Source organism: Azonexus sp. (assembly GCF_047638095.1).
Lineage (GTDB): Bacteria > Pseudomonadota > Gammaproteobacteria > Burkholderiales > Rhodocyclaceae > Azonexus.
The window spans coordinates 14,767-39,902 of record NZ_JBLJBW010000003.1; the positions used below are offsets into that span (position 1 = coordinate 14,767).

Annotated in this window: 27 protein-coding genes; 22 read left to right on the forward strand and 5 right to left on the reverse strand. The window is 58.6% G+C overall.

The window, feature by feature from the left end; translation table 11 throughout:
- Positions 1–8 precede the first annotated feature (8 nt).
- The 5 genes from ACM62Q_RS01250 (at position 9) to ACM62Q_RS01270 (ending at position 5,249) form a co-directional block, all read left to right on the forward strand.
- Entirely contained in the window at positions 9–3,113 is a 3,105-nt protein-coding gene (locus tag ACM62Q_RS01250; RefSeq protein WP_415033160.1) for an efflux RND transporter permease subunit, read from the forward strand.
- Positions 3,114–3,131: 18 nt separating this feature from the next.
- Entirely contained in the window at positions 3,132–3,503 is a 372-nt protein-coding gene (locus ACM62Q_RS01255; RefSeq protein ID WP_415033161.1) for a hypothetical protein, read from the forward strand.
- 10 nt (positions 3,504–3,513) lie between these two features.
- Positions 3,514–3,978, forward strand: coding sequence for a DUF411 domain-containing protein (locus tag ACM62Q_RS01260; protein WP_415033162.1), 465 nt, complete (start codon positions 3,514–3,516; stop codon positions 3,976–3,978).
- Between the two features lie 221 nt (positions 3,979–4,199).
- On the forward strand, positions 4,200–4,961 hold the full coding sequence (locus ACM62Q_RS01265) for a DUF2189 domain-containing protein (protein ID WP_415033163.1): 762 nt from the start codon (positions 4,200–4,202) through the stop codon (positions 4,959–4,961).
- A 57-nt stretch (positions 4,962–5,018) separates the two neighbouring features.
- Positions 5,019–5,249 (forward strand): hypothetical protein, encoded by a 231-nt coding sequence (locus tag ACM62Q_RS01270; RefSeq protein WP_415033164.1) that lies wholly within the window; start codon positions 5,019–5,021, stop codon positions 5,247–5,249.
- Positions 5,250–5,298: 49 nt separating this feature from the next.
- Here the strand turns inward: ACM62Q_RS01270 and ACM62Q_RS01275 are convergent, their stop codons facing one another.
- The gene (locus ACM62Q_RS01275) at positions 5,299–6,084 is read right to left on the reverse strand and encodes a ParA family protein (protein ID WP_415033165.1); all 786 of its coding nucleotides are present in this window, start codon (positions 6,082–6,084) and stop codon (positions 5,299–5,301) included.
- Between the two features lie 137 nt (positions 6,085–6,221).
- Here ACM62Q_RS01275 and ACM62Q_RS01280 point away from each other — a divergent pair, with 137 nt between their 5' ends.
- Genes ACM62Q_RS01280 through ACM62Q_RS01305 form a run of 6 tightly spaced genes read left to right on the forward strand, consistent with a single transcriptional unit; the run spans position 6,222 to position 10,672 of the window.
- Positions 6,222–7,394, forward strand: a complete 1,173-nt coding sequence (locus ACM62Q_RS01280) for an aspartate aminotransferase family protein (RefSeq protein WP_415033166.1) — start codon at positions 6,222–6,224, stop codon at positions 7,392–7,394.
- Between the two features lie 3 nt (positions 7,395–7,397).
- Positions 7,398–8,312, forward strand: a complete 915-nt coding sequence (gene argF, locus ACM62Q_RS01285; RefSeq protein WP_415033167.1) for an ornithine carbamoyltransferase — start codon at positions 7,398–7,400, stop codon at positions 8,310–8,312.
- Between the two features lie 55 nt (positions 8,313–8,367).
- Positions 8,368–9,597, forward strand: a complete 1,230-nt coding sequence (locus ACM62Q_RS01290; protein WP_415033168.1) for an argininosuccinate synthase — start codon at positions 8,368–8,370, stop codon at positions 9,595–9,597.
- Positions 9,598–9,619: 22 nt separating this feature from the next.
- A complete protein-coding gene (locus ACM62Q_RS01295) occupies positions 9,620–9,856 on the forward strand; it encodes a DUF2788 domain-containing protein (RefSeq protein ID WP_415033169.1) in 237 nt (78 codons plus the stop codon).
- Between the two features lies 1 nt (position 9,857).
- Positions 9,858–10,172 carry a pyrimidine/purine nucleoside phosphorylase gene (locus ACM62Q_RS01300; protein WP_415033170.1) on the forward strand — a complete coding sequence of 105 codons (315 nt, stop codon included), beginning with the start codon at positions 9,858–9,860 and terminating at the stop codon, positions 10,170–10,172.
- Between the two features lie 5 nt (positions 10,173–10,177).
- Positions 10,178–10,672: a YajQ family cyclic di-GMP-binding protein gene (locus tag ACM62Q_RS01305; protein WP_415033171.1), complete on the forward strand. Its 495-nt coding sequence runs from the start codon at positions 10,178–10,180 to the stop codon at positions 10,670–10,672.
- A gap of 233 nt (positions 10,673–10,905) precedes the next feature.
- Here the strand turns inward: ACM62Q_RS01305 and ACM62Q_RS01310 are convergent, their stop codons facing one another.
- Complete coding sequence (locus tag ACM62Q_RS01310) at positions 10,906–11,631, reverse strand: NAD-dependent epimerase/dehydratase family protein (RefSeq protein WP_415033172.1); 726 nt, start codon at positions 11,629–11,631, stop codon at positions 10,906–10,908.
- A 525-nt stretch (positions 11,632–12,156) separates the two neighbouring features.
- Between ACM62Q_RS01310 and ACM62Q_RS01315 the strand changes: the two genes are divergently transcribed.
- From ACM62Q_RS01315 to bamC, 7 genes are all read left to right on the forward strand, one after another.
- Positions 12,157–12,927, forward strand: a complete 771-nt coding sequence (locus tag ACM62Q_RS01315) for an alpha/beta hydrolase (RefSeq protein ID WP_415033173.1) — start codon at positions 12,157–12,159, stop codon at positions 12,925–12,927.
- A gap of 185 nt (positions 12,928–13,112) precedes the next feature.
- Complete coding sequence (locus ACM62Q_RS01320; RefSeq protein WP_415033174.1) at positions 13,113–13,766, forward strand: TIGR02281 family clan AA aspartic protease; 654 nt, start codon at positions 13,113–13,115, stop codon at positions 13,764–13,766.
- Between the two features lie 4 nt (positions 13,767–13,770).
- Entirely contained in the window at positions 13,771–14,361 is a 591-nt protein-coding gene (locus ACM62Q_RS01325) for a CoA pyrophosphatase (RefSeq protein WP_415033175.1), read from the forward strand.
- Between the two features lie 40 nt (positions 14,362–14,401).
- Positions 14,402–15,325 carry a CobD/CbiB family protein gene (locus ACM62Q_RS01330; RefSeq protein WP_415033176.1) on the forward strand — a complete coding sequence of 308 codons (924 nt, stop codon included), beginning with the start codon at positions 14,402–14,404 and terminating at the stop codon, positions 15,323–15,325.
- Between the two features lie 24 nt (positions 15,326–15,349).
- Complete coding sequence (locus ACM62Q_RS01335; RefSeq protein WP_415033177.1) at positions 15,350–16,531, forward strand: acetyl-CoA C-acyltransferase family protein; 1,182 nt, start codon at positions 15,350–15,352, stop codon at positions 16,529–16,531.
- Between the two features lie 141 nt (positions 16,532–16,672).
- Positions 16,673–17,551, forward strand: coding sequence for a 4-hydroxy-tetrahydrodipicolinate synthase (gene dapA, locus ACM62Q_RS01340; RefSeq protein ID WP_415033178.1), 879 nt, complete (start codon positions 16,673–16,675; stop codon positions 17,549–17,551).
- A 117-nt stretch (positions 17,552–17,668) separates the two neighbouring features.
- The gene (gene bamC, locus ACM62Q_RS01345) at positions 17,669–18,811 is read left to right on the forward strand and encodes an outer membrane protein assembly factor BamC (protein ID WP_415033179.1); all 1,143 of its coding nucleotides are present in this window, start codon (positions 17,669–17,671) and stop codon (positions 18,809–18,811) included.
- A gap of 166 nt (positions 18,812–18,977) precedes the next feature.
- Here the strand turns inward: bamC and ACM62Q_RS01350 are convergent, their stop codons facing one another.
- Both ACM62Q_RS01350 and ACM62Q_RS01355 read right to left on the reverse strand, forming a co-directional pair.
- Entirely contained in the window at positions 18,978–19,253 is a 276-nt protein-coding gene (locus ACM62Q_RS01350) for a hypothetical protein (protein WP_415033180.1), read from the reverse strand.
- 147 nt (positions 19,254–19,400) lie between these two features.
- Entirely contained in the window at positions 19,401–19,877 is a 477-nt protein-coding gene (locus ACM62Q_RS01355; protein ID WP_415033181.1) for a hypothetical protein, read from the reverse strand.
- A gap of 53 nt (positions 19,878–19,930) precedes the next feature.
- Here ACM62Q_RS01355 and rlmD point away from each other — a divergent pair, with 53 nt between their 5' ends.
- Positions 19,931–21,229: a 23S rRNA (uracil(1939)-C(5))-methyltransferase RlmD gene (gene rlmD, locus ACM62Q_RS01360; protein WP_415033182.1), complete on the forward strand. Its 1,299-nt coding sequence runs from the start codon at positions 19,931–19,933 to the stop codon at positions 21,227–21,229.
- A 54-nt stretch (positions 21,230–21,283) separates the two neighbouring features.
- Here rlmD and ACM62Q_RS01365 read toward each other — a convergent pair whose 3' ends face one another.
- The gene (locus tag ACM62Q_RS01365; RefSeq protein ID WP_415033183.1) at positions 21,284–21,976 is read right to left on the reverse strand and encodes a Bax inhibitor-1/YccA family protein; all 693 of its coding nucleotides are present in this window, start codon (positions 21,974–21,976) and stop codon (positions 21,284–21,286) included.
- A gap of 241 nt (positions 21,977–22,217) precedes the next feature.
- On the opposite strand from ACM62Q_RS01365, the gene ACM62Q_RS01370 reads away from it, so the two are divergent.
- From ACM62Q_RS01370 to ACM62Q_RS01380, 3 genes are all read left to right on the forward strand, one after another.
- Positions 22,218–22,667, forward strand: coding sequence for a CBS domain-containing protein (locus tag ACM62Q_RS01370; RefSeq protein WP_415033184.1), 450 nt, complete (start codon positions 22,218–22,220; stop codon positions 22,665–22,667).
- Positions 22,668–22,756: 89 nt separating this feature from the next.
- Positions 22,757–23,857 (forward strand): chorismate synthase, encoded by a 1,101-nt coding sequence (aroC, locus tag ACM62Q_RS01375; protein ID WP_415033185.1) that lies wholly within the window; start codon positions 22,757–22,759, stop codon positions 23,855–23,857.
- 46 nt (positions 23,858–23,903) lie between these two features.
- Complete coding sequence (locus tag ACM62Q_RS01380) at positions 23,904–25,064, forward strand: MFS transporter (RefSeq protein WP_415033186.1); 1,161 nt, start codon at positions 23,904–23,906, stop codon at positions 25,062–25,064.
- Positions 25,065–25,136 lie beyond the last annotated feature (72 nt).

Sequence of the window (25,136 nt, forward strand, 5' to 3'; positions counted from 1 at the left end):
GGCGCGCCATGTTTCAGTGGATTCTCGAAAAAAGCCTGGGTGCGCGTTTGCCGGTATTGGTGGCGGCTTGTGTTCTGATGCTCTATGGCGCATTTGAAGCGCAGCGTTTGCCGGTGGATGTTTTTCCCGACCTCAACCGCCCGACTGTGACCCTGATGACCGAAGCCGGTGGCATGGCGGCGGAGGAAGTGGAGCAGTTGATCAGTTTTCCTTTGGAAACGGCGCTCAATGGCCTGCCTGGGGTCAGTAGCGTGCGTTCGGTATCGGCTGCGGGTTTGTCCTTTGTTTATGTGGCTTTTGATTGGCGCACCGAGCTTTACCGCGCGCGGCAAATGGTCAGCGAGCGTCTGGGCGCTTTGATCGGTGAATTGCCCCCCGGCATCACGCCGACGATGGGGCCGGTCTCTTCGGTGATGGGTGAAGTGATGATGTTGGCGCTGCCTTTTGACGGTTCGCCGGAACACGCCATGGCGGCGCGCGAATACGCCGATTGGGTTTTGCGCCCGCGCTTGCTGGCGGTGGCAGGTGTCGCCCAGGTGATTCCCATGGGCGGTGCGGTGCGCCAGTACCAGGTGCAGCCGAACAGTCGGCGCATGACCGAATTAGGGGTGACGCTGGAGGCGCTGGAAACGGCGTTACGCGGTTATTCCAGCAATAGTTCGGGGGGGTTTCTGGAAATCAACGGGCGTGAATATTTGATTCGACACTTAGGGCGCAGCGCGCGTTTGGAAGATTTACGCAATCTCGCGCTCGGGGTGCGTAACGGCCAGCCGATTTTGCTGCACCAAGTGGCCCGTGTGGAGTTTGCCGCTGCCGTCAAACGGGGGGATGCCGGTTTCAACGGTGGGCCGGCGGTGGTGTTGAGCATCCAGAAACAGCCGAATGCCGATACCGTGGTGCTCACCCGTCAACTGGAAACGGCGCTCGCCGAAATGCACAACAGCCTGCCGGCGGGTGTGCTCGCGCCGCAAGTGTTTTTTCGTCAGGCCGATTTTATTCAATCCTCGATCGATAACCTGCAGCTGAAATTGTTGTTTGCCGCCTGTCTGGTGGCTGGTGTGCTGTTTTTCTTTCTTGGCAACCTGCGCACCATGCTCATTTCGCTGACCGCGATTCCACTTTCCATTCTGATTGCGGTATTGGTTTTTGACTGGATGAAATTGTCCATTAACACCATGACCTTGGGTGGATTGGCGATTGCCATCGGCGAATTGGTCGATGATGCGGTGGTCGATGTCGAAAATATCTTGCGCCGCATGCGCGCTGCGGCGGCCAAGGGCCTGGCTTACGACTTGCGTGCCTTGGTGGTGAGCGCCTCGCTGGAAGTCCGTTCAGCCATTGTTTACGCAACTTTCATTATCGTGCTGGTCTTCGTGCCGCTTTTCGCCTTGCCTGGCATCGAGGGGCGCTTGTTCGTGCCGCTTGGGGTGGCCTATATCGTCTCCATTTTCGCCTCTCTGCTGGTGTCGGTGACGGTAACGCCCGTTATGGCCTATTACCTTTTGCCCGCCTTGGTGGCCCGTCAGCATGAAGAAACCCGTTTGGTGGCGCGCCTCAAAGCCTTGTACCGGCCTGTGCTCGAACGTGTTTTGGCGGCACCGCGCCGTTTGTTCATGGGGGTGGCTGGTGCCGTGTTGCTGGCTGTTGCCGCTGTGCCTTTTTTTCCAACCACTTTTTTGCCGCCGTTCAACGAAGGTTCGATGACCGTGATGCTGCGCCTTGATCCCGGGGTGACGTTGGCGGAATCGGTGCAGGTGGCGAGTCAGGCGGAGCAGCTGTTGCGCGGCGTGCCGGAAATTGCCGAAATCGGCCGTCGTTCGGGGCGGGCGGAATTGGATGAGCACGCCGAAGGGGTGCATGTTTCAGAGCTTGAATTGCGCTTGCGGCCGGGGGGGCGGAATAAGGAGGCCGTGCATGCCGATATTCGCGAACGGCTGAAACATCTGCCCGGGACCTTGAATTTGGGGCAACCCATTTCGCACCGCATCGACCACATGCTCTCCGGCGTGCGGGCACAGGTGGCGATCAAGATTTTTGGTGACGATCTCGACGTACTGCGCGGCCAGGCGAATGCTTTGCGGGAAAGGCTGCAAAAAATCCCCGGTGTGGCGGATCTGGAAATCGAAAAACAGGTACTGGCACCGCAGATCAAGGTGGCCGTCGATTTTGCCGCCGCCGCCCGTTATGGCCTGTCGCCCGGGCAGCTGCTGCGCGAATTGCAGATTTTCGTCGAAGGAGAAAAAATCAGCCAGATCATCGACGGCAATCGCCGTTTCGATCTGCGTTTGCGTTTGTCAGAAGAGGAGCGTGGGCCGCAGGCGCTGCAGAATTTGCTGATCAACACCCCTCTGGGGGCGGTGCCGCTGGCGCAGTTGGCACGCCTCGAGGAGGGCGATGGGCCGAACCAGATCGCCCGCGATGACGGCCGGCGGCGCATCGTGCTGTCCCTGAACGCACAAGGGCGAGCGCTGTCCGAGGTGGTCGCCGACGTGCGCGCGGCAGTTGCCGCAACAGCCTTGCCCAGCGGTTATTTCATCACTCTGGGCGGGCAGTTCGAAGCTCAGGAGGAGGCCGCCCGCCTCATTGCCCTGCTCGCTTGCGCTTCGGCCTTGCTGGTGTTCATGGTGTTGTACGGGCGTTATCGCTCGGTCGTACTGGCGGTCTTGATCATGGCCAACGTGCCGCTCGCCCTGGTCGGCGCAGTGCTCGGTTTATGGTTGTCGGGGCAGCCTTTGTCGATTGCCGCCCTGATCGGTTTCATTACGCTGGCCGGCATTGCCACGCGCAATGGCATTTTGAAAGTCAGCCACTGGCTCAATCTGATGCGTTTCGAAGGCGAGCGCTTCACCCCGGAAATGATCGTGCGCGGTGCGCTGGAGCGCTTGACGCCGGTGCTGATGACGGCGCTGGTGGCAGCCTTTGCGCTGGCTCCTTTGCTGTTCGAAGCCGGGCAACCCGGCACGGAAATCCTGCATCCGGTGGCGGTGGTGATTTTTTCCGGTTTGCTGGGCGCAACTTTGCTCGACACCTTGATCACCCCTGCCTTGTTCTGGCGTTTTGGCCGCAAACCGGCGGAACGCCTGCTGGGCGAATCTTTTACTGAAACCCTGTAATTTTTAAGGAGTAGAAACATGAAAAAAATCACCCTTCCCTTGCTGCTCGCCGCTTTGCTGACGGCTTCGCCGGTTTTTGCCCATGAAGGACACGGGCAGGCGGTGCACGGCGGCATCGTTGCCGAAGCCGGTCATGCACAATTTGAAATCGTCGCCAAAGCCGGGCAGATCACGGTGTACGCCAGCAATCACGGCGCGCCGCTGGCAACGACCGGGGCCAACGGCAAATTGACCGTCTTGTCCGGCGCGCATAAAGAGGAAATTGTTCTGTTGCCTGCCGGTGAGGATCTGCTGCAAGGCAAAGGCAGTCTCAACACTGGCGATAAAGTATTGTTGAGCGTGAGCTGGCCGGGTAAAAAACCCCTGCAAGCGCGCGCCGTGGTGCAGTAAGGGGGCGACTATGCAAATGCAAAAAACACGTCGCAGTTTCTTGCTGGCAGCGCTCGCGCTGCCGTGTTCCGGCCTTGTGCTGGCGGCCCGCGCGCAAATTGCAGTTGAAGTTTGGAAAAGCCCGCACTGCGGCTGCTGCGGGGACTGGGTGGCGCATCTGGAAGCCAACGGTTTCAAGGTCACGGTGCATGCCGTTGACGATCTCGACGCGCAGCGCCGCCGTCTCGGTATGCCGCAGCGTTATGCCTCCTGCCATACGGCCAAGGTGGGCGCTTATTTGCTCGAAGGTCATGTGCCGGCAGCCGACATCCAGCGTCTCTTGCGCGAACAGCCGCGTGCCGTTGGCTTGGCCGTGCCGGGTATGCCCGTCGGTTCACCCGGCATGGATGGTCCGGCCTATGGTGGGCGCAAAGATGTATACACGGTGCTTTTGGTCGAACAGGGCGGCGGGGCGAGGGCGTTTACCCATTACTGAGCCGCTGCGATGACATTTGCCGCGCCCTTGGCCTCCGGGCTGGCGAAGCCTTTCAACAGGCCAAGGGCGACGCGGCAGAGCTTCTAAATGCGCATACATTGCCGTGCCGCCTTGCTGCGGGGTGTTGTTCAAACCGGATGCGCCACGATTTCGCCACAGTCAAAACGGGCGCTTTCGGTTACGCTGCCGGTTGTGTGTTTTTTGAGTCTTTTTGAATCCATATGAAACGCTATTCCTTGAGCTTGCAACCGTTTTCTCTGGCGACTCTGCGTGCTGCGCTCGGTGCCGGTTGGCAGTTGGCGGGGGCGACCCGCAGGATTTCTTTTTTGTATGCTTTGCCTTTCACCTTGATCGGTGGCTTGATTTTCTTTGCCCTGCACGACCAAGGTTTGTTGCCATTTGCTTTTGCCGCGGCAGGCAGTTTCATGCTGTTTGGCCCGATTTTGCTGGCCGGATTTTTTGGCATTGCGCGGGCGGCCGAGGCGGGTGAAAAAGCGGGCATGGGCGCGATCATCGACGGCTTTCGGCACGCTTCGCCGGCCCTGTGGGTGCTGGCTTTCGTTTGTTTGCTGCTGTTTCTGATTTTTGTCACCGATGCGGCTATTTTGTACAGCTACATGGTGGGCGGCACGCCCTTCACCTTTGCCAGCATTCCGGATCGGGCGCAGGAAGCCTCGCGCTTTACCTTTTGGGCCGGCGTATCCGGCTGTTTCATTGCCGGCCTGGTCTATGCGGTGACGGCGTTTTCTGTGCCCTTATTGGCAGAACGGCGCGCCGAGCTGGTGCAGGCAGTGGTGGCCAGCGTGCGCTCGATCTTCGGTAATTTTGGTCCGGCGCTTGTCTGGGCGGGCGTTTTGGGCGTTTTGGGCATAGGCAGCGCCTTGCTCTTGCCGCTCTTTCCCTTCGTTTTGCCCTGGCTGGCTTATGCCGGGCGGGAGTTGGTGCGGCAGGTGATTCTGGTGGACGCGCCAAAAATTGATTGAAATCCTAGAAACTGCTGCATATACTCGTTGTACCACATTGATCTAACGGGGTTTTTTATGTTGGCAGGAACGATAGGAAAATATCAGTTCCGCATCCGTACACGGACTGGGGTGATCGTTGAGCATCTGTCATTTCACGGGCGCGACGAAGCCGATGCACGGCGTAAAGTGGAGCAGATTTACAATAATTGCCAGGTGCTCGAATGCCAGTACCAGGATGTGCCGATGAACGGCCGCCTGGGGACGGTCAATTATGAAGATGTGATGGATCTGATCATCGCCCGCTGACAGGCTGGCGATTCAGTGCGCGGTGCTGTGCGTGATTTTGCGCACAGCCTTACGCTTTTTCCGTCGCGCTCTCCGGTAGATGACCGCGTGCAATCAGTTCGCGCAATAAATTTCGGTAATCCTGGGCCCCGTTGCTGCTGGCATTGCGCCGGAAGACGTCCTGGCTGAACGCCGGACTTTCGGCGACAGCAACGTTTTCGGTGATCGTCGTATCGAGCACTTCGTCCCCATAACGCTCGCGCAGTTTGTTGCGCACATCCTCGCTCATGCGCCGGCGACGGTCGAAGCGGGTGAGCAGGTAGTAACGCGGCACGCGCCGTTTCAGCACCGGTTCGAGTACTTGCAAGGTGCGGGAAATTTGCTCGGCAGCTTGCAGCGACAAATAATCGGTCGATACCGGCACGATCAAGAGCTCGCAGGCAAAAATGGCGTTGAGCGCCAACACGCCGATGTAGGGGCAACAGTCGATAAGGATGGGGCGCTGGGGGTAGGTGGCATCCAAGGTGTCTAAGCCGTGGCGCAATTTGTTGAGTATGGCCGGCCCTTTGCCGAAGATGGAATCCACCTTGATCAGTTGCTGGTGCGCCGGGATGAGCTGCCCGATATGTTCCCAGGGAACCTCCAGCTCGCGCAGGGTGCGCAGATCCTGAAAAAAGGCGAACAGGCTGTGCTCCGAGGCCGGCGAGGATTTGCCGTGGATGCTGGATAAGTGGCCTTGTGGATCGAGATCGATGAGCAAAGGCGATTGTCCCGAGCGCTGCAAGGCAGCCCCCAGATTGAGCGCGGTGGTGGTTTTACCCACGCCGCCTTTTTGATTGAAAATGGCAATTCGCATGGCTGGCCCGTTCTATACAGGGCGCTATTTTTCACTTAACATCCACATTCCTGCAAGTCTTTCCCGGAAAACGGGAATTTTCCTGCAGCGTCATTTGGGCGGCAATGGCCGCCGTTTTTCGTTTATGGGGGTCGCCCATGTCACATGTCATGAATACCTATGCTCGCTTGCCAGTGGCTTTCAGCCAGGGGCAGGGGAGTCGTCTCACCGATAGCGAAGGCCGTGAATATCTCGATGCCGTTGGCGGTATAGCCGTCAATACTTTGGGGCATGGCCACCCGAAACTGGCGGCGGCGATTGCCGACCAGGCGGCGCGTCTGATCCATACCTCAAACCTGTATGGCGTTACGTTGCAAGAAGAGCTGGCCGACAAACTGTGTGCCCTGTCTGGCATGGCGGAAGTGTTTTTCTGCAATTCCGGCTGCGAGGCCAACGAAGCGGCGATCAAGCTGGCGCGTTTTTACGGCCACAAAAAAGGCATCGAACAGCCGACCGTGGTGGTCATGGAAAAAGCCTTCCACGGGCGCACCCTGGCGACTTTGTCGGCGACCGGCAACCGCAAGGTGCAGATTGGTTTCGAGCCTTTGGTGGCTGGTTTCGTGCGTGTGCCTTACGGTGATCTGGCGGCCTTGAAGGCGGTGGCCGAACACAATAAGAATATCGTTGCTGTTCTGTTCGAGGTCATCCAGGGCGAAGGCGGCATTCATCTGGCCGATACCGCCTATTACCAGGGCGTGCGCGCAGTGTGCAACGCCAATGACTGGCTGATGATGTGCGACGAAGTGCAGTGCGGCATGGGCCGTACCGGGCAGTGGTTCGGCTACCAACTGGCCGGTGTGCAGCCGGACGTGGCGACGCTGGCCAAGGGGCTGGCGTCCGGAGTGCCGATTGGTGCCTGTTTGGCGGGCGGCAAAGCGGCGGGCTTGTTCGGGCCGGGTAATCATGGTTCGACCTTCGGCGGCAACCCGCTGGCCTGCCGGGCGGCCTTGACGACTTTAGCCGTCATGGAAGAAGAAAATCTGCTCGCCAATGCCGAGCGCATCGGGCGTTTGATTCGTGAAGGCGTGGCGGAAAATCTGCGCGGCGTTCGTGGCTTGGTCGGAATCCGTGGCCACGGCCTGATGATCGGTATCGAACTCGATCGCCCCTGTGGTGCGCTGGTCGGCAAGGGGCTGGAAAGCGGCTTGCTCATCAATGTGACCGGCGATACCGTGGTGCGTTTGCTGCCGGCGCTCAATTTCAGCGAAACGGATGCGCGCGAACTGGTCAGCCGCTTGAGTCTGCTGATTCGCGATTTTCTGGCGGGCTGAATCATGGCGCTCAAGCATTACCTGCAATTCAAGGATTTCAGCCGCGCCGAATACGATCACGTGATCGAGCGCGCCGGCTGGATCAAGGCGCAATTCAAGAATTACCAGAAATATTGGCCGCTCACCGACCGCACCCTGGTCATGATTTTCGAAAAAGCCAGCACGCGTACCCGTTTGTCCTTCGAGGCGGGCGTGCAGCAACTGGGTGGCACGGCGATTTATCTCAACACCCGCGACTCGCAACTCGGGCGTGGCGAGCCGGTGGAGGACGCAGCGCAGGTGATTTCGCGCATGAGCGACATCGTCATGATCCGCACCTTCGAGCAGGACATCATCGAGCGTTTTGCCGCCAATTCGCGGGTGCCGGTCATCAACGGTCTGACCAACGAATACCACCCCTGCCAGATTCTGGCGGATATTTTCACCTACATCGAGCATCGCGGCCCGATCCAGGGCAAGACGGTGGCCTGGGTGGGCGACGCCAACAATATGTGCAACACCTGGCTGCAAGCCGCGCAAAGCCTCGATTTCAAGGTGCATGTGTCGACGCCGCCGGGTTATGCCTTGAACCCGGAGCTGATTTCTGGTGTCGACCCGGCGCATTACGAAATTTTTGCCGACCCGATGGACGCCTGCCGGGGGGCCGATCTGGTCACGACCGACGTGTGGACCTCGATGGGTTTCGAAGCGGAAAACGAAGCGCGGAAGAAGGCATTCGCCGACTGGTGCGTGGACGCCGAAATGATGGCGGCAGCCAACGCGCAGGCGCTGTTTATGCACTGCTTGCCGGCGCACCGTGGCGAGGAAGTCACCGCCGAGGTGATCGATGGCCCGCAGTCGGTGGTGTGGGACGAAGCGGAAAACCGCCTGCACGTGCAAAAAGCGCTGATGGAATATCTGGTGCTGGGCAAGGTTTGATTTTTTTGCCGCGCGGCAGGGGCCGGCGGCGGTAACACAGAGCAAGGAAAGCGAAATGAGCGACGTCAAAAAAGTGGTGCTGGCCTATTCCGGCGGTCTGGACACTTCGGTCATCCTGAAGTGGTTGCAAGATACCTATCAATGTGAAGTGGTCACCTTCACCGCCGATCTGGGCCAGGGCGAGGAACTCGAGCCAGCCCGCGCCAAGGCCCTGAAGGCCGGCATCAAGCCGGAAAACATCTTCATCGACGATTTGCGCGAAGAATTCGTGCGCGATTTCGTTTTTCCGATGTTTCGCGCCAACACCGTCTATGAAGGCGAATACCTGCTCGGCACCTCCATCGCCCGCCCGCTGATCGCCAAGCGCCTGATCGAAATCACCAACCTGACCGGTGCCGACGCCATCTCGCACGGCGCGACCGGCAAGGGCAACGACCAGGTGCGCTTCGAGCTGGGTGCTTACGCCCTGAAGCCGGGCGTCAAGGTCATTGCGCCGTGGCGCGAATGGGATCTGCTGTCGCGCGAAAAGCTCATGGCCTACGCCGAACAGCATGGCATCCCGGTCGATATGAAGCACAAGCAGGGCGGTTCGCCCTATTCGATGGACGCCAACCTCCTGCACATTTCCTACGAAGGTCGCCACCTGGAAGACCCGGCGGCGGAAGCCGAAGAATCGATGTGGCGCTGGACGGTGTCGCCGGAAGCCGCGCCGGATGCGGCAGAGTACCTCGATCTCGATTTCGAGCGGGGCGATCTGGTGGCGATCAACGGCCAGCGCATGAAAGCTCACGAACTGCTCGCCAAGCTGAACGAACTCGGCGGCAAGCACGGCATCGGCCGCCTCGATCTGGTGGAAAACCGCTACGTCGGCATGAAATCGCGCGGCTGCTACGAAACCCCCGGCGGCACCATTTTGCTCAAGGCGCACCGCGCCATCGAATCGGTCACGCTCGACCGCGAAGTCGCCCACTTGAAGGACGACCTGATGCCGCGCTACGCCAGCCTGGTGTACAACGGCTACTGGTGGAGCCCGGAGCGCGTCGCCCTGCAAACCCTGATCGACCACACCCAGCAGTGCGTCAACGGTTTCGTGCGCCTCAAGCTCTACAAGGGCAACGTCATCGTCGTTGGCCGCGATTCCAAGACCGATTCGCTGTTCGACCCGACCATCGCCACCTTCGAGGATGACGCCGGTGCCTACGACCAGAAAGACGCCGGTGGTTTCATCAAGCTGAACGCCCTGCGCATGCGCATTGCCGCCAATCTCAAGGCGCGCAAGGGCTAAGCCTTAAGGAAAGGACGCAAGGATGGAACCCGCCGCACCACCGACCGGGCTTTTTGGCCTCTCCGAGGAACAAATCGCTGATTTTTTCTCGACCTGGGGGGTGGGCGCGTTCATCGTTTTCATGCTGTTCATCATCGGCGAGATCGCCTGGCGCTCGAAAGCGGGCAAGACCGGGACTTTCGTCCTGTTCTTCGTGCTCGCCTTCGGCATGCTGGGCTTCATCGCCAAAGGCATCATCCAGAAAATGTGGGGAATCTGAAATGTCGCAACAATTCGATCAAGTCAGCGTCGTCAAGGCCGCCAATGTCTATTTCGACGGCAAGTGCGTCAGCCATACCGTGATCCTGGCCGACGGCACGAAAAAAACCGTCGGCGTCATCCTGCCCGCCACGCTCACCTTCAACACCGGCGCGCCGGAAATCATGGAAGGTGTGGGCGGCACCTGCCGCGTCAAACTCAAGGGCGAAAGCGAATGGACGCGCTACGGCGCGGGCCAGTCTTTCAATGTGCCGGGTGATTCGTCGTTCGACATCGCCTGCGACGAGCCGTATCACTACGTCTGCCACTTCGGGTAAGCGCCATGCCCAGTTTTGATTTCACTTCCGAAGCCGACATGGTGGCCTTGAAAAACGCCGTCGACGTCGCCGCCCGTCAGATCGACAATCGCTACGACTTCAAAGGCACTTCCGCCAAGGTCGAACTGAACGAAAAAGACAAGCTCATCACCCTGTGGGGCGATTCCGAATTCCAGCTCGACCAGATCAAGGACATTCTTTTTCCCGCCCTGGAAAAAAAGGAAAAAGACAGTGTCAAACGTCTCGATGCGCAAAAAATCCAGAGCGTTTCCGGCAACAAAGCCAAGCAGGAACTGAAGATCAAGGACGGCATCGACAGCGAACTCGCCAAGAAAATCGTCAAACTCATCAAAGACGCCAAGCTCAAAGCGCAAGCCGCTATTCAAGGTGACGCCGTGCGCGTCTCCGGCAAAAAGATCGACGAACTACGCGAAGCCATCACGCTGGTGCGCGGCAAGATCACCGACTTCCCGATCAAGGATGGGAATTACCGGGATTGAGGTGGGGTAAGGGGCGAAACGAGCGTGATGGAGGGGGGCTTGACAGCGAATTGCTGAAAGAAACTTCTCTTAAATCGCCGTCATCTGTTGCATCTGGCAGCCCGAACCAGGAAAAGTGTGATTGCCGATTTCCAGGTTTTCTCCACTGCGTTTCCCCAAAACATATCTAAAAAATAAAGTTTGAATTTACTGGCCGGCGCAGTTTTTTGCGCCGGCCAGTGAAATGAGCGCTGCTACTCGCCCAAACGAAACCCGGGTACCCAACCCAGGGCGTCGGCCGCTTTATTGATGCAGACCGTGCCATCGTCCTCGGCAATGTTATATATCCCCCTGACGCCACGAGTCAGCGCCCGCCGCGCGGCATCTGCGGCATCATCGACATGCAGTGGTCCGTCGCTGGGGGCTAGATCGAACCCCGTTCCCGGCCCATAGAGCTTCCCGTAGCGCAGAACGACTCCCGTGAGTGGTGCGTTAAGCACTTGCTGCTCAAGACTGGCAACCGCGCGCGCAGTCTCACCAAAGGCAGGGTCATCCAGGCACAACGGCGCCTCTTCACGGTAGGGCCTCGGGCCAGGTGCATAGACGAAGGCCAGGCTTTGCGCCACCATGCGCTTCGCACCTGCGGCGACGGCAGCGGCGACCAGGTTACGCGTGCCGATTTCGCGGAGCCGCGCATTGCGCACCAAGGCTGCGGCCATCTGCGTAGGCTCAAGAGCCGGAGGCAGGTCGGTCAGTTGATGAAGCACGATCTCAGGCTGCGCTTTGCGCATTATTTCGAGCAATAGAGGCTCGTTGAATACGTCAACGATGGCTGGTTCAACGCCGAGCTCGCGCAGCATTGCCGCTTTCTCTGGCGAACGGGTCGTACCAGTAACAGACCAGCCCTCAGCAACGAGCAAGCGGCAGAGCCTTCGACCGATCGCCCCACTCGCGCCTGCAACAAAGATTTTTCTATTCATACTGAATTTCCTTTTTTCCGTGGTTATGGCGGCTGGCGTTCGAGTTCAGGGGCTGATGCAGCTTGCCGTGGCAGAACTTTTTAACGGGCTTGGGCATCTTTGCCAAGGCAATAGATGAGCGGCTCGACATGGCGCGGCGTTTTGCTACAGGTTTGCGGGCTGAGCTCGTGACAGGGCTTTGAGCGCCGCGCAAGGTGGCTGAATCTTACGACGAGGCGCGCGGATTGTCATTACGGGCTCTTTGGAGGACGGTGCGCCAAGACTGTCTTTTGTGTCTGTCGGTGGCCAACGCTTGCCGCCGGAAAAAAACAAGAGAATCTCACCCAGTGATGAAAGCGTAATTGGGCTACGATTGAAGCCGAGATGGTGATCGGATCGTGATCGAGGGAAGTGTCCAATGATTGATTCGGGGCCGCGACCGTGAAGCGCGCTGCGATCTGAAACCATTGCTGAACACGCCGGGTTTGGTTTTTCTGAAAACTGTTTTTTGTGCTCAGTCTGGAAACAAACGCCATAGGAGGCAGCATGAACTATTTTTATTGTTTACTCGGTTTTTTCTTCATCGCGACTTCGGCGGGGGCGCAAACGATGGAGATTCCAACTCGGCCTGGTGTCGTCCAAAAGCTGCTCGTATCGAACACCCCGGGTGCCAAAGCAAGCCTGATCTTGTTCCCCGGCGGCCACGGTGGGTTGCAGCTCTATGCCAACGGATCGATGAAGTGGGGCGACAACAACTTTCTCGTGCGCACGCGCCAGAATTTTGTAGACCAAGGCTTCAACGTTATCATTCTTGACGCTCCATCCGACAGGCAGTCGCCACCGTTTCTGCAAGGCTTTCGGCAGCGGCCGGAACATGTGGCAGACATCAAGGCCGTCATTGCCTGGGTGCGCGAGACGAGCAAGCTTCCCGTTTGGCTGGTGGGCACGAGTCGCGGAACGCAATCTGTGGCCTACATCGCGACCGAACTGACAGGCCCGGAAGGCCCGGATGGAATAGTCCTTACCGCTTCCATCCTCGCCGATGACAAGAGTCGTTCCGTGTTGGCGATGCCGTTAGGAAAGATCCATATCCCTGCCTTGATCGTTCATCATGAGCAGGATGGGTGTGAGCACTGCCCGTTTGCTCTTGCCCCGCAGGTCATGGATGGGCTCAGAAACGCCCCGCGCAAGGAATTGCTCGCGGTCACCGGGGGCAGCAGCAGTGGCGACGCCTGTAAACCAGCTGCGTATCACGGATTTAACGGCATAGAACAAGATGTCGTGCAGAAAATTGGCGCTTGGCTTGTGAACAAATAAGCGAGGAGCGACGCCGACCTCTTAGCTGCGCGAGGTGAGGGCAGGCAGGATCGGCCGCTGCTGCAGGCCACGTCCCTGATGCTATGCCGCTTTGGGCAGACGCAGCGCGCAGAGGGCGAGCGGCTTGTGGCAGAATGCCCGCTGATTTTAATCTTCAATCGACGGGCATTTTTCAGGGGGCGGCTATGCGCTTGGTGTTCCGTAAATGGGGTTGGCGGGCTTTGTTGCTGGCAGGTTTTGTTTTGCCGGGTGCTGCGGCGCAGGCGCAGGAGGTCGGGCTGGCTGGCATCATGGGCAGCAAGGCGTTGTTGATGATCAACGGTGCGCCGCCCAAGGTAGTTACGGTGGGTACGAGCATCGACGGGATCAAGCTGGTGTCGGTGCAGGGGGATCAGGTGGTGGTCGAGATCGCCGGGCGTAAACGGCCTTTGCGGGTGGGGCAACATGCGGTGGGGCTGGCTTCTGATGGCGGCAACAAAGTGATTTTGACGGCCGACGGGCAGGGGCATTTCGTGACTACAGGTACGGTGAATGGGACTTCGGTGCGGTTTTTGGTGGATACCGGGGCGAGCATGATTTCTCTCGGGGCGAGTGACGCGCGGCGCATGGGGTTGGATCCGAGCAAGGGGCGGCAAGGGATTTCGCAAACGGCCAACGGGCAGACCCAGATCAGCATCGTCAAGCTCGATCAGGTGCGTGTCGGCGGCATTGTGCTGCATCAGGTGGATGCGGCGATTCACTCGACCGACATGCCGGTGGCGCTGTTGGGTATGAGTTTTTTGAATCGCATGGAGATGCAGCGTGACGGTGCCACCATGACCTTGAAGAAACGCTTCTAAGCGCGTGTCTCCAAGCTTCGAACAACTGCGGCGCAGCCTCTTGCCGGAGCCGTCATCGGCAGAGCAGGTGGTGGAGGACGGGGGCGCGGGCATTGTCCAGCCGACCCCGGCGGCGGTGCTTTTTCCCATCGTGCAGCGGGCAGAGGGGTACACCGTACTGCTCACGCAGCGCACCGACCATTTGCGCGACCACGCCGGGCAAATCAGTTTTCCCGGCGGGCGGGTGGATGCGGAGGATGTTTCGCCGCAGGCGACGGCGCTGCGCGAAACCGAGGAAGAGATCGGCCTGGCCCGTCAGCATATCGAAATTTGTGGTTATCTCCCGCAATACCATACGGGCACGGGCTTTGTGGTGACGCCGGTGGTGGGTTTGATAAAGCCGCCTTTTACCGTGCGGCCGGACCCTTTCGAGGTGGCGGAAATTTTTGAGGTGCCGCTGGCTTTTTTACTCGACCCGGCCAATCATCAGCGTCATTCCATTTTTTTGCGCGGGGCGCTGCGCCATTATTACGCCATGCCCTATGGTCGGCATTTCATTTGGGGGGCCACTGCGGGGATGATCCATTCTTTGTCGCAAAGGCTTGTGGTATCTTGATGCGCTCTGATTTCTCGCGCGCTGCCACCGCTGTTTTTGCATGAAACTTTTTGCCTTGATCGCCGTGTTTTTGCTGGAGCAATATCGGCCGCTGGCGTATTGGCAGATCGTTGGCGACCCTTTGCAGCGCTGGGCGGATTTCATTGCCCAGCGTTTTAACGCCGGGCTGCGCCGCCACGGTATGGCGGCGTGGTGGGTGGCTGTGTTTTTGCCTAGCCTAGGGCTGGCCTTGCTTTATTTTGCGCTGGATGCGCTGAATGTTTTTTTGGGATTTTTGCTGACGGCCGGCGTGCTTTATCTGGGCATGGGTTTTCGTCAGTTCAGCCACCATTTCAGCGCGATTCAACTGGCTTTGCGCCTGGGTGACCTCGAACGGGCGCGCCAGGCGCTGGCCGAGTGGCAAGGCCGCGGGCGGCAGGCGCTGAGCGCCGAAGAAATTGCTGCCGAAGCCATACAAACTGCACTGCTGGCGGCGCATCGGCATGTGTTTGCGGTGCTCTTGTGCTTATTGATTTTTCCGGGGCCATCCGGCGTTTTGCTTTACCGTTTGGCGCAGATCGTGTGCGAACGTTGGGGGCGTTTGGCACCGGAAGACGGTGAATTTGCCCGTTTTTCCCAGCGTGCTTTTGCCTGTCTCGACTGGCTGCCGCAACGGGCAACCGCCACTGCCTTTGCCATTGTCGGCAACTTTGAGGATGCCTTGCATTGCTGGCGTCAGCAGGCTTCTGGTGCGTTCATCCGGGTCGATTCGGCGATTGTTCTGGCCAGCGGGGCAGGGGCATTGGGGGTGCGTTTGCAAGGCGATTATTTTGCCGAGGGCGAGGCCTCGGCGGCGATTGAGTTCGGCGTCGGCGAACCGGCCGACCCCGATACTTTGCAGCGCGCCGTCGGTTTGGTTTGGCGGGCGACGGTGTTATGGGTTATTTTGCTTCTTTTGCTGGGGCTTGCCGCGTTGGTGGGCTGATTGGTTTCTTTGAGGAGGTTGTTCATGACTAGAGAAGTTGTTGTTCTGAGTGCAGTGCGTTCCGCGATCGGTGCATTTGGTGGTGCTTTGTCGGAGATGGAGCCGGCCGAACTCGCCGGCACCGTGATGAAGGAAGCGGTCAGCCGCTCTGGCGTCGATCCGCAGCAAATCAACTACGTCACCGTTGGCAACTGCATCCCGACCGATTCGCGCTACGCCTATGTGCCGCGCGTGGCTTCGATTCAGGCCGGCCTGCCGATGGATTCGGTGGCCATGCAGGTGAATCGCCTGTGTTCTTCCGGCCTGCAAGGCATCGTCACCACGGCGCAGCAGATCATGCTGGGTGATTGCGACTACGGCATCGGTGGCGGCGTCGAAGTCATGTCGCGCGGCGGTTATCTGCTGCCGGCCTTGCGTTCCGGCGCACGCATGGGCGACAGCAAAGCCATCGACATGATGGTCGCCGTGCTGACCGACCCGTTTGGTGTCGGCCACATGGGCATCACCGCTGAAAATCTTGCCGCCAAGTGGGGCATCAGCCGCGAAGAGCAGGACGCCTGCGCGCTGGAATCCCAGCGTCGCGCCGCTGCTGCGCAAGCTGCCGGGCATTTCAAATCGCAGATCGTGCCCATCGTCAAGCAAACCCGCAAGGGCGAGGTGGTGTTCGATGCCGATGAGCATCTGAAGCCTGCGACCACCCTGGAGTCGCTCGCCAAGATGAAACCGGCCTTCAAGAAGGACGGTACGGTCACTGCCGGCAACGCTTCCGGCATCAACGACGGCGCGGCTTTCTTCGTGCTTGCCGCCGCCGATCTGGCGGCCAAGGCCGGGCAGAAGCCCTTGGCGCGTCTGGTCTCCTACGCCGTGGCCGGTGTGCCGAACGACGTGATGGGCGAAGGCCCGATTCCAGCAACCAAGCTGGCGCTGAAAAAAGCCGGTCTGACGCTCGATCAGATGGATGTCATTGAATCGAACGAAGCCTTTGCCGCACAAGCCATCGCCGTGTCCAAGGGCCTGGGCCTCGATCCGGTCAAGACCAATCCGAACGGCGGCGCCATCGCGCTCGGCCATCCGGTCGGCTGCTCCGGCGCTTTCATTGCCACCAAGGCGGTGTACGAGCTGCAGCGCACGGGCGGTAAGTACGCTCTGGTGACCATGTGCATCGGCGGCGGGCAAGGTATCGCCTGCGTTTTCGAGCGTATGTAAGCACTCGGTTTGTAGAAATAAAAACCCGCTGCAGCAGTGTGGCGGGTTTTTTATGGCGGTTTTTAGTGCCCTGGCCGTCTGGGTTTCATTTACATCAATCCTTTCAGTTACAATCCCCCCGTTATTTTTGAGCCGATTTTCATGATTACCGGATCCATTGTCGCCATTGTTACCCCCATGCACGCGGACGGCAGCCTTGATCTTGCCGCCCTGCGCCGTTTGGTCGATTTTCATGTGCAAGAAGGCAGCGATGCCCTCGTTGTTGTTGGTACCACGGGCGAATCGCCCACGGTCGATGTCGAAGAACACTGCACCCTGATCAAAACCACGGTGGAACATGCCGCCGGGCGCATTCCGGTGATCGCCGGCACGGGCGCGAATTCCACGGCGGAAGCCATCGAGCTGACCCAGTTTGCCAAAACTGCGGGTGCCGATATGGCACTGTCGGTGGTGCCCTATTACAACAAACCGACGCAAGAGGGCCTGTATCGCCACTTCCGCACCATCGCCGAAGCGGTCGATTTGCCGGTGCTCTTGTACAACGTGCCGGGGCGCACCGTGGCCGACATGAGTAACGACACCATTTTGCGTTTGGCGCAGGTGCCGGGCATCGTCGGGGTGAAAGATGCTACTGGCAACATGGATCGCGCTTACGACCTGATCCAGCGTGCCCCCAAGGATTTTGCCCTGTACAGCGGCGATGATCTCACCTGTGTTTTGTCGATTCTGTTTGGCTTCCACGGCAATATCTCGGTTACCGCCAACGTGGCACCGCGTCTGATGCACGAGATGTGTCTTGCCGCTGCCGCCGGCGAAGTTGCCAAGGCGCGCGAGTTGCATTTCCGCCTCTTGGGGCTGCACCGCGATTTGTTCTGCGAAGCCAATCCGATTCCCGTGAAATGGGCCGTGCAGCAAATGGGGCTGATGGAAGAAGGCGTTCGCCTGCCGCTCACGCCTTTGAGTGAAGGAAATCAAGCGCGCGTGCTGGCGGCGATGCGCCAGGCGGGCATTGCGGTATAAATCAGGCATGTTTCAATCGACGCACACCATCGTGCAAAACAGCCTGGGAAAGCCTAGCCCCTTTTCAGGCATGTTTATCCCCCGAAAGGGGAGGTTTCCAACCGGAGTTAGTCTTTGATGAATGTACAAAACCGTCGTCTGCCCGGGCTGACACTTTGCCTGTTGGCCGTAGCCGTGGCCGGTTGTAGCGGCAACATCATCCCGGAAGGGCGCAAGATAGAATACAAATCGGCCGGCAAAATTCCCACTCTGGAAGTGCCGCCGGATCTCTCCAGCCTGCAAAAAGACGACCGCTATCTGGTGCCTGATGATGCTGGGCGCGGTTCGGCAACTTTCTCCGCCTATGCCGCAGAGCGCGCTCCGGGTGCGCAAGCGGGGCAAACGAGCTTGTTGCCGCAGGTCGACAAAATTCGTGTCGAGCGCTCCGGAAATCAGCGCTGGCTGGTCGCCGCCATGCCGCCGGAAGCGCTCTGGGAAACGATCAAGGAGTTCTGGCAGGAAACCGGGTTTATTGTGAATGTGGAGCGCCCTGAAGCCGGTGTCATGGAAACTGATTGGGCCGAAGACCGGGCCAAGATTCCTTCTGACATTATCCGTAATACGCTGGGCCGCATTATCGATTCCCTGTATTCAACCGGCGAGCGCGACAAATTCCGCACTCGCCTGGAGCCGGGTGCGGTCGCCGGGACGACAGAAATTTACATCAGCCACCGTGCTATGGAAGAGGTGTATACCTCGACGGCGCAAGAAGATACGCGCTGGCAGCCGCGTGCCGCCGATCCGGAGCTGGAAGCAGAAATGCTGCGCCGCCTGATGGTGCGTTTGGGGGCAGAGGAAAAACGTGCCGAGGCTGCCTTGGCAACACAAAAAACCCCTGAGCGCGCGCGTTTAGGCAGCGCGGCAGACGGTAGCGGCAAGTTGGAAGTGTTTGACCGCTTTGATCGCGCTTGGCAGCGCGTCGGCCTGGCGCTCGATCGCATCGGCTTTACCGTTGAAGATCGCGACCGTTCGCGCGGCTTGTATTTCGTGCGCTACGTCGATCCAGATAAAGATAATGCCAGCAAGAAAAAAGACGGCTGGTTGTCCAAGCTCAATTTCTGGAGTGCCGACAAGCCGGTCGATACACGCGGCCAATATCGGATTTTCCTTGACACAGCGGGCAGCAATACAGCGGTGCAGGTGCTGACCAACGAAGGTGGCGTCGATCGTTCAGATACGGCGAAGCGTATTTTGGGCTTGTTGCAGCAAGAACTCCGCTGAAGTGCCGCGCTATTTTTCTGATCGTTGTGAAAAAACCGGGCATGTTCCCGGTTTTTTGTTGCTGGGCAAAGCTCGTAAAAAGCAACTCCCAGAAAACCGGGCGTAAAAAAACCGGGCGTAAAAAAACGGGACCGTAGTCCCGTTTTCTTCGCTGGAGGTAAGAAGATTACTTCTTCTCTTCAGCGGCCGGAGCGGCTTGTTCAGCAGCCGGAGCAGCTTGCTCGGCGGCCGGAGCGGCTTCGCCTTCAGCAGCCGGAGCGGCTTCGCCTTCAGCGGCCGGAGCAGCTTGTTCAGCAGCCGGAGCAGCTTGTTCGGCCGGAGCAGCAGCCGGAGCAGCTTGTTCAACCGGGGCCGGCGGCGGAGCAACCGGTTCTTCCTTCTTACCGCAGGCGCTCAGAGCGACGGCAAACAGGGCAGCGAAGAGAATAGACAGCTTGTTCATGAGATTTCCTTATCGACAAGAAACAACTACAAAGAGATTACACAATCCGATTCGGTGTTGGGCCGGTCAGCAAGCGCCGATCCGGCCGCGATTATAGCGAAAAATCGTGTTGCGGTGCAGCGTGATACGCTGTTGTCACGAAAATTGTCATAAACCCAAGGTGGAATGCAACAGGTTTTTTCCTGATTCTTGCCAGATTTCGTCGAAACGCTGTTGGTAGGGCAAAATTTCCTCTGCGCTGTTTTCGATCAATACGCTGCGTGGGAGCATTTTTTCGAAGCGGATCAAGGCATGTTCGCCGTCGATGATAAAAATGGCATCGCGCAATTCAGAGAGCGCACGCGGCGTTTGCCGCACCTGTACGCGCTGTGACCAGGTTTGTAACATTTGGTAAAGGCGCGGCGCTTGCGTTAGAAAATGCTGCCCTTCGCGCAACACGATATGCAGCGCAGCGCTGTTGTCGCGGGTCAGGAAGGCGTTCAGGACGTCAAGTCGTTGTGCATTTTCCCAGCGCAAATTGGCGAGATCGCCGTCAAAAACGTAAAGGCTGCGCGTGCAGCGTGCCAATAAGGCATCTGCCGCATCCAGATAGTCAGCCCAAGTGTTGATTAAGGTGCGCGCCATGTGGCGGACTATAACTGAATTGATAGAATTCGCGTTTTTTCTCGGAGCGGGCTGTGCCGACCGGAATTATTGAATCCTTGGATCATGAGGCGCGGGGGATTACGCGGCGCGATGGCAAAACTATTTTTGTCGATGCGGCTTTGCCCGGTGAAGAAGTTGAGTACGCCAGTTTTCGCCAGAAATCCAGGTACGAATTGGCGCATCTGGTGCAGGTGTTGCGTGCGTCACCGGCGCGAGTGACGCCAAAGTGTCCGCATTTTGGTGTGTGTGGTGGTTGTGCGATGCAGCATATGGAGGCTGGGGCGCAACTGGCGGCAAAACAACGCGTGCTCGAAGACAGTTTGTGGCACATCGGCCGGGTGCGCCCGGCGCAGATTTTGCCGCCGGTGCAGGGGCCTTCCTGGGGATACCGCCACCGGGCACGCTTGGGGGTGCGCAAACTGGCTGCGCAAGACACCATGCTGATTGGTTTTCACGAATGGCGCAGCAGCTATATCGCAGACATTCGTGAGTGCCATGTGATGCCGCCGCCGGTATCGGCCTTGTTGATGCCTTTACGCGCCTTGTTGGGCGGCTTGAGTATCGCGGAGCGCCTGCCGCAGATCGAAGTTGCCGTGGGAGAAAGATGTACGGCACTGGTTTTGCGCATTTTGCAAAAATTGAGCAAGCAAGACGAGGCGGCTTTGCGTGCCTTTGCGGACCAGCATCAGGTGGTGTTTTATCTGCAGCCCAAGGGCCCTGAGACGGCCGAGCGTTTTTACCCTTTGCCTGGGCCGCCGCTCACTTATGTGCTGCCAGAATTCGATCTGGAATTCGCTTTTCGTCCGACCGATTTCACTCAGGTCAATCACGCCATGAATCGGGTGCTGCTGCGTCGCGCCGTGCAGTTGCTCGATCCGCAGCCCGGTGAGCGGATCGCCGATATGTTTTGCGGTTTGGGTAATTTCACCTTGCCCATCGCGCGCCGTGGGGCGCAGGTCTTGGGCGTGGAAGGCAGTTCCGCATTGCTCGAGCGTGCGCGGGAGGCGGCACGCCAGCATGGGCTGGATGGACAGGTGAAATTTGTCGGCGCGAATTTGTTTGCCTGCAGTGAAAGCTGGCTTGCGGGTTTGGGGGCGTTCGACAAAATGTTGATCGATCCGCCGCGCGAAGGCGCGCTTGAATTGTGCAAGGCACTGGGGCATCAGGCGGCGCAACGTCTGGTCTATGTTTCTTGCAACCCGGCGACACTGGCGCGCGATGCTGGCGTATTGTGTGCGCTCAAAGGCTACCGTTTGCAGGCGGCGGGGGTTATCAACATGTTTGCGCACACGGCGCACGTCGAGTCGATCGCTTTGTTCGAGCGGGCATGAAAAACGGCCGGTGCTGACACCGGCCGTTGCGCTCGCGTGTGACGGCAAAATGCTTTAGTCACGCTCGCCGGTAAAGGCCATGATCAGCTGCAAGAGGCTGACGAAGATGTTGTATACGTCGAGATATACCGCCAGGGTGGCACTGACGTAGCTGGTTTCTCCGCCATGCACGATACGGCTGATGTCATACAGGATGTAGGCCGAAAAAATCCCCACGACCGCTGCGGAGATGGCCAGCGACAAGGCCGGAATCTGGAAGAAAATGTTGGCGATGATGGCCAGCAAAACCAGTATCACGCCGGCAAACAGAAAGTTGCCCATGCCAGTGAAATTACGCTTGGTGGTCGCCGCAATCGAGGAGAGGGTGAGAAAAATGGCACCCGTGCCGCCAGCCGCCAGGGCAATCATCGAGCCGCCATTACTGAAGCCCAGGGCGTATTGCAGGATGCGCGAGAGCATCAAACCCATGAAAAAGGTAAAACCCAGCAGAAGGGCGACACCTAAGCCGCTGTTTTTGTTTTTTTCGATCGCCCACATGAAACCAAAAGCGATGCCCATGAAGAGCAGGAAGGAAATCATCGGGCTGCCGGCAAAGAAGGAAAAACCCATCTGAATGCCAAGGAGCGCGCCAAGCACCGTCGGCACCATGGAAAGGCCGAGCAGCATGTAGGTGTTTTTCAGTACGCGGTTTTGCTGGCCGGTTTCCGCCAGTGTGCCGCTGCGGTTGATTTCGTAGGGTGTGGTCATTGTTTGAAGTCCGCTGAAAGTGGGGTAGGAAGATGGAGTAAAAAAACGGAGGCAGGTTAGCCCGGAACGGAAAAAGTATCAAATGGCGTGTGGACTTGGTTGGCTGAGGGGGGCAATTGAGGGGGCAATCAAACCTGCACTCAAGAAAGGCGTGTGGTGGGTAAATGCTGCTTTGCGTATCGGGCGCGCATCCACTAATATCCTGCGCATTCTAGTTGTGGGATGAACGGAGAAAATCAAGATGTTGGTCAAGGAAATTCTGCGCGTCAAAGGCGGCGTGTTGTATACGACGACGCCCGAGCAAACCTTGGAAGCCGTGGTGGCGACCATGGCGGACCTCGATGTCGGTTCGCTGGTAGTCATGGCGGCGGGGAAGATGGTCGGCATGGTGACTTTTCGTGAGGTTTTGCAGGCGGTGAAAGCGGCCAATGCGAGCGGAAAATCGCCGACGGTGCGTGAGGTCATGGTAGCCGATCCGGTGACCGTGCCGCCGGACATGGACGCCAATAGCCTACGGCGTTTGATGATCGAGAAACACTCGCGTTATCTGCCGGTGGTAGAAAATGGCGATCTGCAAGGTGTAATTTCATTCCTCGATGTGGCCAAAGCCGTGCTTGAAGAGCAGAGCCTGGAAAATACCTTGCTCAAAAATTACATCAAAAACTGGCCGGAAGAAACGGCGCAAGCCTGATTCGCTGGTGTGGCATGCCGGGCCAAACGCCCGGCGGCCTGGGGCGGGCGTGCTAAACTCGCGGCCTTCCTCATGTGCGGTGATAAATAATGTCAGGCAATACCTTCGGCAAGTTATTTACGGTCACGTCTTTTGGTGAATCGCATGGGCCGGGTATCGGTTGTGTCGTCGATGGTTGTCCGCCGGGCTTGGCCTTGTGCGCAGCAGATATTCAACATGAGCTTGACCGGCGCAAACCCGGCACTTCCCGCCACGTCACTCAGCGCCGCGAGCCGGATACGGTGGAGATTTTGTCCGGTGTTTTCGAGGGCAAAACCACCGGCACGCCGATCGCTTTGCTGATTCGTAACGAAGACCAGCGCAGCAAGGATTACGGCAACATCGCCAGCGCTTTCCGCCCCGGCCATGCCGACTATGTTTATACGCAAAAATACGGTTTTCGCGATTATCGCGGCGGCGGGCGTTCTTCGGCGCGCGAAACTGCCGTGCGCGTGGCCGCCGGGGCGATTGCCCGGAAATGGCTGCACGAGCGTTATGGCGTGACCATTCGCGGTTGGATGAGTGCGCTCGGGCCGCTGGAAATTCCTTTTGTCAGTGCGCAGCACATCGAACAAAACCCCTTTTTTGCGCCCAATGCGGACATCGTTCCAGAGCTGGAAAGCTATATGGATGCGCTGCGTAAATCGCTCGATTCCGTCGGTGCGCGCATTACGGTGACAGCGCACGGCGTGCCGCCCGGTTGGGGTGCGCCGGTATTCGACCGGCTCGATGCAGAAATCGCTTACGCGATGATGGGTATCAATGCTGTCAAAGGCGTGGAAATCGGTGCAGGTTTTGCTTCGGTGGCGCAAAAAGGCAGCGAACATGGCGATGAAATGACGCCGCAGGGCTTTCTCAGCAACCACGCCGGCGGTATTCTTGGCGGGTTGTCGACCGGGCAGGAAATCGTCGTCAATATGGCGATCAAGCCGACTTCGTCGATTGCCCAGCCGCGCCGTTCCGTCGATACGGCGGGGCAGGCGGTCGAGGTGGCGACGCAAGGACGGCACGACCCCTGTGTCGGCATCCGCGCGACGCCGATCGCCGAGGCCATGCTGGCGCTAGTCTTGATCGATCACGCGCTGCGCCACCGCGCCCAATGTGCTGACGTGCGCTGCGCCACGCCGCAGATTCCGCCGTGCCTGTCTTGAATTGAGCTGCGCGCAAGCGGTTTTTGCGCCAGCCCCTATCCCCGCCATGACGACGTATCCGGCCTTTCCCTATGGGCGGCTGGCCGCGTATTACTTTTTTTATTTCGCTTTCATCGGTGCGTTTTCGCCGTATTTCGGCTTGTATCTGCAATCGATCAAATTTTCTGCGCTCGATATTGGTTTATTGATGTCGCAGATGCAGTTGATGCGCATTTTTGGCCCTAATGTTTGGGGGTGGGTGGTGGATCGTTGGGGCTATCGCTTACCGATCATTCGTCTGGCCGGCATGGTTGGTTTGCTTGGTTTTCTCAGCTTTTTCTGGCTCGAGCGCTTGCCAGCCATGCTTTTCGCTATGGCGGTGCTGGCTTTTTTCTGGAGCGGGGCCTTGCCGCTCGTTGAAATGCTCACCTTCGATCATCTGCGCGAAGAAGGTGGGCGCTACGGCCCGGTGCGGGTGTGGGGTTCGTTTGGTTTCATTGCCGCTGTGCTGGGTACCGGGGCGTTACTCGACGTGATGGCACCGGTCGGTGTGCTGTGGGCCTGCACCTTCGTTCTGGCGAGCTTGTTTGTGCTGGCGCTCAGTCTGCCGGAAGCCCCCGCGCATCCGCTGCCGGCACAAACACTGTCTTTGCAGGGTGTGTTGCGCCAGCCCACGGTGTTGGCCCTGATGCTCGCTTGCACGGCAATGTCTAGCGCGCATGGCGGGTTTTATGTGTTTTTTTCCATTCATTTGAGCGAGCACGGTTACGGTAAAACGCTGATCGGTCTGCTGTGGTCTCTGGGCGTTTTGGCTGAAATCATTGTGTTTTTGTTGATGCCGCGTCTTTTGCGCCGCTTTTCCTTGCGCTGGATCTTGTTGCTCAGCTTTGCCGCTACCGTGCCGCGCTTCTTGCTGATGGGCTGGGCGGTGGAATCTTTGGCGACCATGATTTTCGTGCAAAGCCTGCACGGTTTGACCTTTGGTGCTTACCACGCGGCGGCGATTGCGGCGGTGAATCAGTATTTTCCACAGGCTTTGCGCGGCCGTGGGCAGGCCTTGTACTCCAGCCTGTCTTTCGGGGCTGGCGGCTTGTTCGGGGCTTTGCTGAGCGGCTTGTTTTGGGATGCCTGGGGAGCGGGTTGGGTGTTTGCGCTCGCTGCCGTTTTCGGACTACTCGGATTTTTCTTGATCTGGCGCTGGTTTGCGCCGGCTGTGCCAGCCGCGTGAAGGCTGAAAATCTTCCCAAAAAGCCTGCCCGCCTGTGCAATAATCCAGCGTTTTGCCGATTTTTTAGGTTGA